This is a genomic window from Martinezella lusitana (assembly GCF_900094565.1).
Classification (GTDB): domain Bacteria; phylum Pseudomonadota; class Alphaproteobacteria; order Rhizobiales; family Rhizobiaceae; genus Rhizobium; species Rhizobium lusitanum.
In genome coordinates this window covers 80,335-94,317 of record NZ_FMAF01000016.1, presented here as the reverse complement: position 1 = coordinate 94,317, position 13,983 = coordinate 80,335, and the positions used below count along the sequence as shown (strand labels likewise).

The following is a 13,983-nucleotide window of genomic DNA, read 5'->3' as shown; positions in this document are numbered from 1 at the left end:
ATTGGATCAATTGCATTCTCAATCGCAATCGCCTGCCGCTTGCGGGAAGGAACATTGAAGCGATTCGCGAGAGCATAGAGATCCTAGTGAGGAACGTGTGCGCATTGCGGCACGAGCCGGCCGCCCTCCACAGGATATTGAGTCCGGCAAACGGCCGAACTTCAACGCCTAGTCATTTCCAGCGTGCTGACGTCGCTTTTGGCCCCCAATCCGTGCTCCGATCTCTGCATCAGAGGCCTGTGGATCGTAATTGCGAAGCCAGGCCACGTGCCTGCTGACTCGTGAACGTGAAACACGGCTATGAGGCAAGCGCCTCGCTCGCCTTGATGGGGACCGAACCGACTGCCCGTCATCTCGATTTCCTGGGATAACAATGATTTATGGAACCCATGAACCGAAGAAAGATTGGTGGCAGCTGCGTTCCCTCAGAATCAGTCTAAATATCAGACATTTTTCAGCGCAGCCGTTTCAGCATTGTAATATCAAGCAGCGCTATTGTAGTTCAGGAATGCAGCCCGTACTCGATTATGTCTCCATCTCAACTCTTCTTGCCGCATGTTAAGTAGTGATGGCCGCAACGCCTTCACACTGTGATTGCCTAAGCTCGGGCTTGCGCGATTTCTTGATTGTGATGACGTATTTGTGATAGGTTATGTTCTTTCGCGCCGGTGAGGCCGTCCTGTTGGACGAGGTACGCGATGAGGGTCGTCAGCGGATTTATAGCATGCCTTCTACTCTGGACGCCGCTCGTCTATGCAGGGCCGCTGCATGACGCGGCCCGGACCGGCGATCGGGAACGCGTGGCCCAATTGATCGCGGCCGGCATTGATATCGCCGCACCGAACGAGTCTGGCGAACCGCCCCTGCTAATTGCTGCGCTCGCCGGGCAGAAGGATATCGTCGCACTTCTGCTGGAAAACGGCGCCGATATCGAATGCCGCAACAAAGGCGGCCTTACCGCTCTGCACGCCGCGGCCTACGGCGGACATCTCGACGTGGTCGAGCTGCTCGTGTCGAAAGGTGCTAAAGTCAATGACGACAAGAACTTCTATCACATGTCGCCGCTGCATGCTGCGGCGGAGGAAGGACAAGCCGATGTGGTTGCCTTCCTGGTGGCACACAAGGCCGACCTAGAAGCGAAGGAACGTAATGGCTACACGCCGTTGACCCAGGCCGGATGGCGGTCCCACTGGGATACCGTCGAACTTCTGCTGAAAGCCGGAGCGGTCTGCCAAAAGGCTGATCTCGTCGGCGACTGGCTTTTTGCCGAATGCACCAAGCGCCAATAGCGCCATATTCACTGCCCGAAAAGGGAGGACTGATAACATGTCTCGCAAACAGACAGGACCCGCCGCGCTGATCCTCGCAGGCCTGGCAATCGCCTTTGCCGCGCCGGTCTGCGCCGAGGAGCTGGTCAACACCGGCTATTTTGGTGACGTCGCGATCAAGGGATACGATCCGGTGGCATATTTCGTTGAAAACAAGGCTGTGGAGGGATCCGCGGCCTATTCGCACCGCTGGCTGGGTGCAGAGTGGCATTTCGCCAGCGCCAAGAACCGTGACCTGTTCATCGCCGATCCCGGCAAATACGCGCCGCAATACGGCGGTTATTGCGCAGACGGCGTTTCATTCGGCACGGTGACCACCAATATCGACCCGAATGCCTGGCGCATCATCGATGGCAAGCTGTACCTGAGCTACGATCCGGGCGCCGCCGACGGCTTCGAGAAAAAGCCGACAAAGGTCGTCGACTCCAAGAAACACTGGTCTGAAGTGCAGAACACGCTGATTTCGGACAAAATGCAAAAGGACTGGCAGCACATGCCGGCAGACTGACCTCATGGCGCCGGCGAAAAGAACATCAGTGCCTGGGGGGTCACGTGGACATATTGGGCGTCGAGCTGTCCGGCGTCCCTGTTCCGGTAGACCTGCCCACAGACCATACGATCCAGGAAGTAACCGCTAAACCTTTCGCACAGCCTGTTTCCCTTCACGTCAACCGTGCCGGTAATATTGGTATTGGCGCTCCTGTAGGCGGTGTTGCCTGCCTTGTCGAAATACTGGACGAAGGCCGTTCCGTTCTTGTGTTTTCCGGCCCAGGTCTTTCCGTCGATGAGATCGCGCAGAGCCTTCTCGCCGAGCTGATCGGCATCGTTCCCGACAAATCCGAAAGGCCATGCCGGAATGCCCGCAGCCTTCAGCCCGGTCAGATGGTGTTCCAGGTCGGCGGGACGCCAGTAGTCGTAGAGATATTCGTAATAGGCGAGATTGCTTTCCGGAAAGAGTTCCAGAAGCTTGGTCTTCTCCGCCGCGCTGCGTACCCGGTCGCCATCAAAGCCATAGGCCGCCGTCAGATATTCGCGCGCTGGTTCGACGTTCGGCAATGCGTCGCGCGCCGCTTCTATCAGAGGGACGGCACGGCCATTGTCTCGCGCCGTGTAGAGAACGATGCCCGCCAACAGCTGGAAGCTCGGCGATGGCGACGGATCGAGCCTGAGCGCCCGGTCGATTTCGGCAATGGCCTCGTCATGGTTTCCTGTTTGGGATAGGATCAGCGCTAAGTTACCAGCAGCTTCAGCACTGTTCGGCTGGGCCGCCACAGCCCGGTTTGCCGACTCTCGGGCTTCTGCCTCCCTCCCGTCGACCAGTTGCAACAAGGCGAGCACGGTATGAGCGCGCGCATTGTTCGGGTCGAGCTTCAGCGCCTGCCCCGCCGCGTCATAGGCGATCTTGCGCGCCACCGCCGCCGACCAGAGAAAATTGTAATCGTTGCGCCAGACATCGACTGCGACGCGTGCGATACCGGCATGCGCGTCGGCGAAATCCGGATCGAGATCGATCGCCTTCTGGTAATAAGAAAGCGTCCGGCGATAGGTCTCCACGTCGCTGTAGAGCAACCCTTCGTGCTCCGCGCGCATGTAATAGTCGTAGGCCTCGAGGTTATCGCTTGGGATCTTCTCGATCTGGGTGCGCTCGCCTTCGCTGAGCTCCACCTTCAACGCCGAGATGATCTTGCCGGTCACATCGTCTTGAATTGCAAACAGATCAGCATATTGTCGGTCGTAACGTTCCCCCCACATGGAGAGCCCCGTCAGCGCGTCGATCAGTTTGACGTTGATCCGCAACTGTGGCCCCGCTCGCTGCAGCGTGCCTTCGAGCAGATAGTGCACGCCGAGCTCCGCTGCCACGTCCTCCGTCTTGCCCGCATTGCCCTTCAACGCAAAGACCGAATGCCTAGCGATGACGAAAAGCCCCGACACTTTGGAAAGTTCGGTAATCAGATCGTCCGTCAGCCCCTCGGCCAGATGATCTTGTTCTGAATCGCCGCTGACGTTGATGAAAGGAAGGACGGCGACCGAAGGCTTATCTGGCAGAGGATAAGCGAAGCGACGGACGAATGCAGGCGTCTCACCTATATCCAGTCTCTGCCACAGGTAAGCACCGCAGCCGGCAATCAGGGACAGTGCGACGGTCAGGATCGCGCCGCGGCGCACGCGCTGGGACCATCGCGGAAACCGGCGGGCCGCAGCCGGATCGAAAACAACTCTGTAGACCCGGATTGGCTCGGCAATGCTTCTGACTTTCTGCCGCCCGAGCGAAAAGAAACCCGCATCGATCTTCGTCTTCACCTGATCGTATGTCGTACCGGAGATGGCGATGCCGCCCGGTTCGGCTAGCGTCTGCATGCGATCGGCGATGTTTACGCCATCGCCGTGAATATCCTCGCCCTCGACGATAATGTCGCCGAGATTGACCCCGATGCGGAACCGCAGCGGTATGGCGTCACCGGAGGCCGGGTTCTGCTTCGCCTTCTCCCGCTGGATCGCGATGGCGCATTGCAGGGCGTCGACGACGCTATGAAACTCGACGAGCAGGCCGTCGCCCATCGTCTTGACCAGCCGGCCGTGATGTTCAGCAATTCTGGGCTCGATGAGATCATCCAGGTCGGCCTTAAAGCTGCGGCGCGTCGCTTCCTCGTCGATCTGGCTCAGGCGGCTGTAACCTGCGACGTCAGCGATCAGAATTGCTGCAAGACGGCGCTCCATGCCCCTCCCCGCTGACCGTGATGGCCCCTCCCGCACATCTTATCGCAGGTCGACTGGCGAAGCCATTCGTCGAGGACTATCTCTCATGCGAGATAGTCCATGGTGGCTTTGAAAGGATTCGAACCGGCGACTGGCATCTGGTCGACCGCTGTTGACAACGGCCGCTGGGCCTCAAACCCTGGCATCCCGAATGCGATCTCGATCGGCATGTGCGAGGGCACCGACCGCGCTTGACGATCCCGGCGGCCTGCACATCGCGGCTGTCAGGCGGGCGCCCTTCGATGGACAAGCCCGGCAAGCCCATTGTCGCTATGACTGAGGATTGCTCTTCGCAATTCCAGCATCGCCGATCGGATGTTGCGTAGCGACGGGGAGCTCTCCTCTCTTGAAGACTAATTTGATCCCGCCGTTGCCACCCAACTTTCCGCCGCTGCCAAACACACGAACCTCTCCCTCCGAGCTGATCTCAACCGAGAGCTCGACTTCGTCGAGCATCAGTCCCAATCGGCTCGGTGACTGATCGAAGACATGTTGAACCACTTCAAGCAGATTGGTCATCTGCTCTTTCAGCGCGTCGGCGCCAAGTCTGACCGCCTTGAACGGGGACCCGAGGACGGAGCCGAAACCGCCGCCGACGTCATCGCCACCCCGCGCACCCCGGTCACTAACGATGGGTCCGGTTGCAAAGCCGGGTGTTGGAGCTGCGTTGGTAATAAAAGTAATTTCTCTGTTCATGTCAGGCGCTCCTTGTTCATCCGTCATCGGACACGCTCGAGAAAACCTATTTCCCCGCGGCTCAGACCTCGCAAACCACCCTGAAACCGACACGCCCCTCCCATCCCGCCGTCGTCTCCTTCATCCAGTCCCGATATGCCGAGCGACAAATCGCCGGATTATGCGAGAAAGATCCGCCTCGAAGAACGCGGGTAGAGGAATCAGCATCGATGAACGGCCGACCGTCATGCGGTATCGATCGCACGTCGGGATTCCAATTGTCGAGGCAATGTTCCCAGACATTCCCATGCATCTCGAAGAGCCCATAACGATTGGGTGGGTAGGATCGAACGGGCTTCGTTGATCCGTAGAAGGTGCCTCGAGGGCCTTTGGCATAGGCGCCATCGGGATAGGCAACGTCGGCATAGCTGGCACGAGAGACATTCTCGCCGAAACTCATTCCGCAGACCGCGCCGCCCGTACCGCAGTAATTGGCAAGCGCCGGGGTCAGTGTCGACCCGAAGTGGAAGGCCGTCAGCGTGTCCGCCCTGCAGGCGCGCTCCCACTCGGTTTCGCTCGGCAATCGGATGACGCGCTCGGTCAATTTGGAGAGCCTGGCGCAGAACTCCATCACCTGCAGCCAGGTAACGGTTTCCACAGGGCGGTCGTCGCCCGGAAATGAGGATGGTGCCATCGGTAGCGAAAGGCCGGTCTGTTCGTGATAGGCAGCGATCACGGCACGCCATATTCGCTGCGTAATCGTCGTCCGGCTGACGGCGATGCGGCCGACGGTGACATCGACCTGCTGCTCAAACTGGCCGATGCGCAACAGCTCGCCATCAGGCGAACCCATCTTGAAGCTGTGGGCCGGCAGCAGGCTGAATTCGATGTCGTTTTCCGCATCGACTGGCTGACTGAAGGTTTCGACCGTCTCCCAACGCGTATCAAACAGCGTGCCCTCGTCGTTGACGGTCGTCACCGGCACCGTTTCGGCGCGGATCGGCGAGGGCCGCAGTTTCCCCCGGGTCCGGGCAACCCATGCCCCCGCTCCGATCGTGGCAACAAGACCGGCCGCACCAATCCCGTAAAGAAGCGTCCGTCGCGGAACCGTGACGGAATGCTGCATAGTCGATCTGTTCGCGATCGATGCGGGTGGGCCAACGTGTCCACCGGGCTGCTTCAGAGTGACGCGCCTGATGCCCTCTCTGGTTTGCGCATCTGCCGGAGCAACGGCATTGATGCGCCACCACAATTGTTCAGCCTCGGCGAGATTGCCGTTCGCTTCGGCCTCCAGCGCTTCGAGCTTCAGCGGCTCCAGATCTTCGGGTAGCGCACGCGCCGGAAGCAAGATGAAGTGGCGCTTGGCAAGCGGCTCGACAAAGGTCGAGGGTGTCTGGCGAGGCTTGCCGTATTTGCGGCACAAATCGGGGACAGCGAATTTCAGATAGTTGTCGAGCCGCTCGACCGTGGCACAATTTTGTGGACCTTCCAAGCCGAGCCCCTCGAGCAGCCCATAGGTGAAGGCACCGTGACCAAGTTCGGCAATCTCGTAGGAGAATTCCGAAGGACTGCACGAGCAGACGGTAACGGCGCCCTGCTGCCTGTCGAGACCGAGGCCTTGCCCATCGCGTGCGCCCTCATTGCGGCAGGCATCGAGAAGCAGGATGACATTGTCCGCGCCGCAGCGCTTCAATCGCTCGGCTATATGTTGCACCGAGATTCCTGTCTCCTCGACATTGCCGGGATCGGCATCGATCGGCAGCAGATAGTCCTGCTCTCGCTCCCGCCGCCCGTGGCCTGCAAAGAAAAACCAGAGATTGTCACTCGGCCGGAGGAATGGCTGTTCGAAACGCACGCGCAGAAAACGCATCAGATTGCCGAATGTCGGACGAGATTGCAGCGGGCTTCCGAAATCCGAAGGGAGTGGCGGCGCGTCCTCAGCCAGATAATAAACCTGGCTGAAATGGGCTGAAGCGCGAAAAAAATCGCTCATCGCTTGAGCATCCTGTTGGGCGTACTCGAGCGGTTTCAAATTATCGTAGCGATTTATCCCTATGCAGATCGCCCAATTCTCACTCATGCCCCAAATGCTCGCTCCGTGGCCAATGTCGACCAGCGCAGATAGCTTCCCCGTGTGCTCTCGATCGGGACAACCATCCTGTGTGCGGCTGCCACCCGGGCCTCCGCCAAACGCCGGCTTTACCTCACTTCATATTTCCGCTGCCGCCCGTGCCGCTGCCACCCATGCCACCGGAACCGCCTGTGTTGGTGCCTCCACTGGTGCTACCACTGCCCATACTGCCGGCGTTGCTCGTGCTGTTACCACCCATGTTACCGGCGCCGCCTGCGTTGGTGCCTCCACTGGTGCTACCACCGCCCATACTACCGCTGCCGGAATTGCCTGATCGCCCACCATAGGTGTCGTCATTACGGTTTCCGTGCCACGGCTTTTTCTTCTTGGCCGAGCTGTCCTGGGCTGGCGACGATGCCCAGGGCCACATAAACGGTTTGCGACCGGATTCACTATCGGCAACTGCGCGGCCCGTTGACCATTCGCTACGAATGTCGCCGTAGTTCTCAACCTTGCAATCATTCGCCTGCGCGGGAATCGCAAGTCGCCGGGTGACCAAACCGTCACTGCCGGAACCCGAATCCACGATCGGATCAACGAAAACAAAATACTCGGAACTAAATCCATGAGCGCTGGCGACGCCTGCACAGAAACCGGAGCTTAACATCGCAGCTCCCGTTAATATCACGCATAAGTCGTTCATCTCGACCTCCCCATATTGCGTGAAAACAGCACTATATAAAACTATCACTTGTACTTCGAATCACTTTTTACATCGCCGGATATTCAGCACATTTCAATCAAGCGCAGAAATGCGCCTTTCTCTAGTGCCAGTCCTGACGATGAGAGCGATGGGCGTCCGTCAGCCCGTTTTTGAAGTACCGGTCGTAGTAGCCAAGTTCGACATGATGTGCCTGGAGCCAGACGCCAGGCACATGGATCGCGTCGCAATGCGCCGGAAACCGCCCATGCGTCTCGTAAATGTAGGTGCAGATGTCGCGTGCGCAGTTGACGACGTCGTCGTTGTAGACGGCCGCTTCCGCCAGATAACGCCTGCCATAATCGTCCTTGTAGATTTCGGCAAACAAGGCCTGGTCGTTGAAAAGGCCGCGCTTGCCGAACTTCTCCTCGATGACGAAAGCAACGGCATCGGCCATGCTGTCGTAATAGGGTGGCGACATGCCCTTGATCAGGTGCTCGCCCTTGTAGCGCAGTCCGATCGGGTTGCTACGCAGATTGGAATAACGCGGCAAAGGAATCTGCCATCGCAGGATGTCCATCAAGCGCCAGCGCGGCGTAACGACGTCGAAGCCCAGCATCGCACCATAGGTTTTCAGGAATTTCGGATCGCCGACAAGGACAGGCGGGCTGATGGAAGCATGGATCCAGGCGCCAAGCCCCATGGCGTCGGCAGTCAGGAATATATTCTGCAGAAGAAGATCAGCTTCGATCTGCGTACGCAACGAACCGATGACGCCGAGCGGTATCTTGATATCCTTATTCAGAAAGCCCTTGTCCACCCAGCGCTTCACACCCGCGAGCCGATAGAAGTTGCGGTCGTCGACGATGGCCGGCCGGGCACCGTCCGGTTGGGTCAGAAGATACATCATGCCATTGATATATTGCCGGGAAAGGTCGACGACCGGCAGGAAGATCGTCGTGCCTGGCTGGTTCGACAGGAAACGATTGGAATCCAGATAGACCGGAAAGGCACGCTTGCCGTCCGGAACATCGAGGCGGTGATCGAGAATGCGCACCTTCGCCTCCGCCGCCCGGGCGATCAATCTCTCCGGCGTCAGCGCTTTTTCACCGTCCGGCGGTGGCGGCAATTTTCGGATGAAATAGGTGCCGCTGTCGTTGATCATGAAGAAATGCGTGCCCTGGGCATTGTCGGGGCTGCCGGCGGTGCGGCCTTCCATGGTGAGGTTCGGCTTGGCCATGATCGGCTGATGCGTGGCGGGGTCCTCGAAGGGCCGGTCCGGCATGGTAAGCCCGGTCGAACCGGTAATGGCGATCAGCACCGCCTCCTCGAGTTCCGAAAGAGGCTCGCGCGGCTGATCCGATTGATAGCTCATGGTGCCGGCGAGCACCGAGCTTCCCTGGCTGACGCGATGGGTGCGACGGCGCCATATCGCCTCGATGAGCGGCCGGCGGAAAAGCGCGTCGAGACCACGATTGCCGGTCGAAGTCTCCGACGCGGCGGCGTTTGCTGGCGAAGAACCATCTGCTCCGGATATGTTGGTCATGATGCCTTCCTTTCCAGATCCTGCTTTTCACCGCCTGGAAGGATCGGCCGCCAGGGCACAAAGGCACTGGCATTGCGCGGCACCATCGAGGCGAGGTCAGGACAGTGGCGCAGGATCAGGCTCGTCATGCCATTATTGGCGATCCAGTCGATCCCGAAGGGCGAATAGACTTCGGGGCGGAAATCCACCGTCAGGAAACGGTCGCTTTGCAGCCGGCGCGAAGCCATGAGGATAAAGATGCGGAATGCGGTGTCGCTGAAGCCGAAACCGGTCGGCGGAGGCTCCGCAAATAGGCCGACCACCGTGTCGACACGGTCGATATCGCCGTAGATTTCCTTGATCAGCCGCACATCTTCCGGATTGGTCGACAATTCCTCCCAGTTCTTGATCCGTGGCCGGTGCAGGCCGGCCCTGAAATCATTGTAGCGCGGCACGCCACGGTGCCGTGTGCGCACGAGGTCAACAACGGAAAGATCGATAATCTCGTTGTCGCGCGTGAAAGCCTGCAATGCACGAGGGAAGTTGTGCAGCGTGATCGCGCCGGGGTGGGCAGTGCCAAAGGAATAGAGCGTGTTGCGAAGGCCGTATTGCCGCATGATGTCGTCGGCGCCTGGGCCTTGGATATCCATGAAGCTCTTGTCAGCGATCTTGCCGCCCGTTTTGTGGTCGTAGAAGCAATAATCATCAGGCAGCAGCGGGTGCATGCGGTAGACGGTGACAAAATCCTCCGTCAGCGAATAGGGCGTGCCGTGGTGATCCGGCATCGTCTTCGGAATGCCGGTGGACGCATGTTGGTCTATCAGCCACAGGCCCGCCCTTGTCAGCCAGTCATTGGCGGGCGGACCGTTCCAATTGCTGGAGAGGCCGACTTCGATCGCCTTGGTGGCAAGGATCGCCGGCGTCCATTCGACCGTATGGATCTTGGCGATCAGTGCCGAGACGATCAGCCTCGCCGTCTGATAAACGCGCTCATCGTCCCAATTGCCATACTGGCGGCGCAGTTCGTCACACAGCAGATTATGTTCGCGCGCAAACAGGGTGTGCATCGCACTGAGGCCGAGCCACCAGCTCTCGTTGAAACCGGTAACCTCGAAGCCATGAACGTCGACCGGCAGATGCCCATTGACGAGACGGATCTTTGGTCCCTCCCGCAACAGCTTCGCCTTCTCGCTGTCAGGGCCGTAGACCTCGGATCCATCCCACCAATGGGAGGCGGCGTTGCCGAAATAGATGGGCGGCTTGCCGGCATAGCCGGCGATCTCCATGTTTCCGGCAATTCGCATCACGTCTTCCGGCTGGCCGCCGACCTCGCTGGTCCATTTCATGCCGGCGGGAAGGCCAACGACCACGTCTTTTTTCCCGAGTGGATGGCGGGCATGGTTGACCCAATCATGGACCTGAAACTGGATCCAGGCGGCGGCGAGGATGTTGAGCGAGCGCGCCGGAATGAATGTATCGCGATGCATCAGTTGCTGCGCGACCACCACCGGATTGGGCGTGTCGAACAATTCGGGCGCGAAAACCGGTGCCAGGTTGCGGCCAAAAGTCGAGCCGACTGCGCCCATCTGCGGCGCCGACAGATCATTGAAAGTGCCGTCATAGGTCCGCATTTGCCGCTCGCCTTCGGCAATCGCCGGCGGCGGCGTCGGGCGCGCGACGGGCGGCGCTTCGACGGGATCCGTTCCGATCAGGTTCTTTTCACGCAGGACATAGCGGAAAGCATCGAGATTGAGCAGGCTCAGCCGTAGCGACAGGCGATGCCAGGCGATGTAGCGATTGATGACCAGAAAAGCACGGCGCACTATACTTCCTGCCAGCCGGTTGCGAAAGGGCACCGGGCTTGTCCAGCGGAAACTGTGGCGATAGGCAGCACTGGCATCGTAGACCACCTTGCGTGCCCGGTTGAGATTGCCGAGCGGCCTGAAGGCGTCGGTCGTGTTCCAGGGGTTGAAAGCCAGTTCGTCGACAAGGCGCGCATTGGCAATGGCCTCGGCGTCTCCGGTCGTCGGTTTGCTGACCTTGAGATCTGCCACCTTGATCGGAGGCGAGGCGGTCTCCGTCCATTCGACGGACGTGTCTTCGATTGGCGTTGACTTCGGATCGGCGAAAAGCTGGAGACAGAGTTCGTAATGGATGTCTCCAACCTCCAGCCGCCGGGCGAGTTCGGTGGAGAGATAGCCAGGATCGGTCTTGGACGGATCGGGAGCATGTGGCGCATTCGGTGCGGGACGGAATAGATAGCGCACGGCCAGCTTGTCGCCCCAACAGATCGCGCCGCGGCTCCAGAAGGTCTCGAGCGCCAGGCTGCGGACTTTGCGGTTGCGGCCGGTCGTGGCGTTGCGGATCATCCGCAGGGTTTCCGAGGGTCCGAAGGTGAAGGCAAGGCCGATCACACCCAGGAGCCGACTTAAGCCTCCTCCCGCCGTCGCCTTGGCGAAAGCAACGAATTGCTTGGCATCGCGGGCATGTGAAACCGGAAAGTTGGTCGCCAGCAGATCGTGCTGCTCCTGGTCCGAGACATTGATCCGCACCGCCAGCCCGCGCAGATCGGGCTTATAGTCCGGTTGACCGTAGCCGCTGGCATTGGACAGGCGCAGTATCGCGGAATAGCTCTTGCCAGGCCCGGCAAAACCCACTCTGAGATCATCGGGCAAGTCGTCTATGAAGGTCAGTTTAGCATCTATCGCCGCAAAAACGGCCTTGCTGTGAAAGGCGCGCTGAATGTCGGCGGCCTTGGCATAGGCGCGCGTCTTATACTGCGCGCGCATCATATCCTGAGCGAGGCGCTCGAACAGGAGGCGCTCGGCCTCGACATCTCCTTGATAGGATTCACTCCACGCCATTACCGCTCGCCCTCCGTGAACGCATCGAACAATGGCCCTCGGCGCATCGCATCGATGGACTGCATGGGATACAAAAGAGGCGGACGTTCCCCCGTTTCCCGTCGCCGTCCGCTATGCGACCGGGAAACGCCTGCTTATTTCGGCTTGTCCCGCCGACGACCAAAATGGCTATTGCCCACTGTGACCCGGCAAGACCCGATCCTCGACCATCTCTGCGATGCCGGAAAGAAGCCCTTTCGGTGATGGGCTGTAATGCGGCAGCGCGAGCCTGGTGATGTGGGCATCGATGATTGCCGGCTTGCCCAGTGCCAGCGCCTCGTCGAAGGCGCTTTCGAATTCATCGATTGTCTCGACTCTGTATCCCTGCGCGCCGCAAGCCCTGGCATAGGCAACGTAATCGGGATTGCCGAATTCGACGAGGGCCGATTCCGCATAGGCTTCGAGTTGATAAAGCTTGATGAGCTTGAACTCGCCGTCGTTGAAAATAATCCAGATGACAGGAATATCGTATTGAACGGCGGTCAGAAGCTCGAAGCCCGACAGCAGATAACATCCATCGCCGCAACCGACGATAACCGGACGGTCGGGATTGGCGCATTTGGCGCCAAGCGCGCCGTTGACATGCCCCGCCATCGGTCCGAATCCGCCAGGCTTTCGGAAAAACTGTCCCGGCGACAGCTCCAGATAATAGCCGAGCCAGGCGAGATGCGCGCCGGCGTCCGCAAGGACGATGGCATTCTTTGGCAAACGCTTGGACAGGGATTGCGCAAGCTGTCCTGGATGGATTTCATCCAGAAGATGGATGATCCGCTCCGCGTCGTAATCGCGCCCCTCGGCGGGTCTTGCTGCAACAGCCGCGGCCTTGGGCGATATCTCCTTGTTGAGCGCCGCAACCGCAAGTTTTGCATCGCCGATGATGGCGGCATCGGCCTTGTAGACCTTGTCGATCTCGCCGATATCGATGTTGATATGGATGAGCGTCTTGCCGGCCAGAAGATCATCGCGAAAATTGAAGGTGGCGTGCTGCGCGAAGGAGTTCCCCACCGCAAGGATGACATCGGCCTGCAGGAAAGCTTTCCAGGCGGCGCTGTGGCCACTGTCGCAGAACACGCCAACCGAGAGAGGATGACGCTCCGAGATGATGCCTTTTCCATCGAGCGTCGTCGCGAACGGAATCTGATAGCGCTCCAGAAGCTCCCTCAGCTCCGGCCCCGCGCCACTGCGAACAGCGCCGAAGCCGATCAGCGCCAATATCTTCTTGTCCTTGGCAACGGCGTCCGCCAGAAGCTGGGCAACTTCGGTCACCCGCTTGGACTCCGGCGTCACCGGACGTCGCCGGAGATCGATAGCGCGAAAATTGTCAACGGAAACGCCATGATGCGTCAGGTTCTCCGGGACATGGATGTGAACTGGGCCAGGGCGGCCGTCGAAGGCCAGGTTGACTGCCTCCTCGACGACGTCGCAGGTCTTGGCCGCATCCGTCAGCAGAAATGACTTCTTCGTGGTGGCGGCAAACATCGCCTGGGAATCTGGAGTGCGACTGGTGCCGGAGGTTTCGTTCAACGCCCCCTTTCCCTTCCAGTCAAGGGAAGCATAGCCGGAAACGGCCAATACCGGATAAGAATCCGACATGGCGACAGCCAATCCGGAAAACAGATTGAACGCGCCCGGTCCCGCCGTCGCGAAGCAGAAGCCCAACTGATCCGAATGCATGGCGTAGCCGCAAGCCATGAATGAGGCCGCTTGTTCGTGGCGAGTAATGACGGGGCGGATTGAGGAATGTTTGAGGGCAAGCATCAGACCGGCGGCATTTTCGCCCGCTCCACCAAAGGCGGCGCCGACCCCCACTCCCTCCAGCGCCTTCACGATCGCCTCGTAGACTCTCATCGAGAATGCCCTCCAGACAGACACCCAAATTGACTGGGCGTATTTAGTCTCCCACCGAATTGCGCATGCAGAATACTGCTATTGCTATGCTTCAAGGCCAATGAATATTAGAAGATTACGATTTGAAATCGGTCCACTGCGTCGCTTTGCAACGCCCTGCGAGCGGACGTTCAAGC

9 protein-coding genes are annotated in these 13,983 nt (G+C 59.3%); 2 read left to right on the top strand and 7 right to left on the bottom strand.

The window, feature by feature from the left end:
* The first annotated feature begins 698 nt into the window (after positions 1-698).
* Entirely contained in the window at positions 699-1,289 is a 591-nt protein-coding gene (locus tag GA0061101_RS25420; protein ID WP_037197052.1) for an ankyrin repeat domain-containing protein, read from the top strand.
* 37 nt (positions 1,290-1,326) lie between these two features.
* Positions 1,327-1,836, top strand: coding sequence for a YHS domain-containing (seleno)protein (locus GA0061101_RS25415; RefSeq protein WP_047552670.1), 510 nt, complete (start codon positions 1,327-1,329; stop codon positions 1,834-1,836).
* Positions 1,837-1,838: 2 nt separating this feature from the next.
* Here GA0061101_RS25415 and GA0061101_RS25410 read toward each other — a convergent pair whose 3' ends face one another.
* The 7 genes from GA0061101_RS25410 to GA0061101_RS25380 form a co-directional block, all read right to left on the bottom strand.
* On the bottom strand, positions 1,839-4,046 hold the full coding sequence (locus GA0061101_RS25410) for an adenylate/guanylate cyclase domain-containing protein (protein WP_047552674.1): 2,208 nt from the start codon (positions 4,044-4,046) through the stop codon (positions 1,839-1,841).
* A 309-nt stretch (positions 4,047-4,355) separates the two neighbouring features.
* Positions 4,356-4,781 (bottom strand): Pepco domain-containing protein, encoded by a 426-nt coding sequence (locus GA0061101_RS25405; RefSeq protein WP_208865030.1) that lies wholly within the window; start codon positions 4,779-4,781, stop codon positions 4,356-4,358.
* Between the two features lie 61 nt (positions 4,782-4,842).
* Positions 4,843-6,840, bottom strand: coding sequence for an SUMF1/EgtB/PvdO family nonheme iron enzyme (locus GA0061101_RS25400; protein WP_092575529.1), 1,998 nt, complete (start codon positions 6,838-6,840; stop codon positions 4,843-4,845).
* A gap of 124 nt (positions 6,841-6,964) precedes the next feature.
* A complete protein-coding gene (locus GA0061101_RS25395; protein ID WP_092575525.1) occupies positions 6,965-7,534 on the bottom strand; it encodes a hypothetical protein in 570 nt (189 codons plus the stop codon).
* A 121-nt stretch (positions 7,535-7,655) separates the two neighbouring features.
* A complete protein-coding gene (locus GA0061101_RS25390) occupies positions 7,656-9,077 on the bottom strand; it encodes a hypothetical protein (RefSeq protein ID WP_092575522.1) in 1,422 nt (473 codons plus the stop codon).
* Positions 9,074-11,920: a peroxidase family protein gene (locus GA0061101_RS25385; RefSeq protein WP_092575519.1), complete on the bottom strand. Its 2,847-nt coding sequence runs from the start codon at positions 11,918-11,920 to the stop codon at positions 9,074-9,076. Before GA0061101_RS25385 ends, GA0061101_RS25390 begins: the two co-directional genes overlap by 4 nt.
* A 168-nt stretch (positions 11,921-12,088) precedes the next feature.
* Positions 12,089-13,807 carry a thiamine pyrophosphate-binding protein gene (locus GA0061101_RS25380; protein WP_092575516.1) on the bottom strand — a complete coding sequence of 573 codons (1,719 nt, stop codon included), beginning with the start codon at positions 13,805-13,807 and terminating at the stop codon, positions 12,089-12,091.
* Positions 13,808-13,983 lie beyond the last annotated feature (176 nt).

Coding starts and splice junctions, on each gene's coding strand:
- GA0061101_RS25420 (WP_037197052.1), top strand. CDS start 699: ATGAGGGTCGTCAGCGGATTTATAGCATGCCTTCTACTCTGGACGCCG.
- GA0061101_RS25415 (WP_047552670.1), top strand. CDS start 1,327: ATGTCTCGCAAACAGACAGGACCCGCCGCGCTGATCCTCGCAGGCCTG.
- GA0061101_RS25410 (WP_047552674.1), bottom strand. CDS start 4,046: ATGGAGCGCCGTCTTGCAGCAATTCTGATCGCTGACGTCGCAGGTTAC.
- GA0061101_RS25405 (WP_208865030.1), bottom strand. CDS start 4,781: ATGAACAGAGAAATTACTTTTATTACCAACGCAGCTCCAACACCCGGC.
- GA0061101_RS25400 (WP_092575529.1), bottom strand. CDS start 6,840: ATGAGTGAGAATTGGGCGATCTGCATAGGGATAAATCGCTACGATAAT.
- GA0061101_RS25395 (WP_092575525.1), bottom strand. CDS start 7,534: ATGAACGACTTATGCGTGATATTAACGGGAGCTGCGATGTTAAGCTCC.
- GA0061101_RS25390 (WP_092575522.1), bottom strand. CDS start 9,077: ATGACCAACATATCCGGAGCAGATGGTTCTTCGCCAGCAAACGCCGCC.
- GA0061101_RS25385 (WP_092575519.1), bottom strand. CDS start 11,920: ATGGCGTGGAGTGAATCCTATCAAGGAGATGTCGAGGCCGAGCGCCTC.
- GA0061101_RS25380 (WP_092575516.1), bottom strand. CDS start 13,807: ATGAGAGTCTACGAGGCGATCGTGAAGGCGCTGGAGGGAGTGGGGGTC.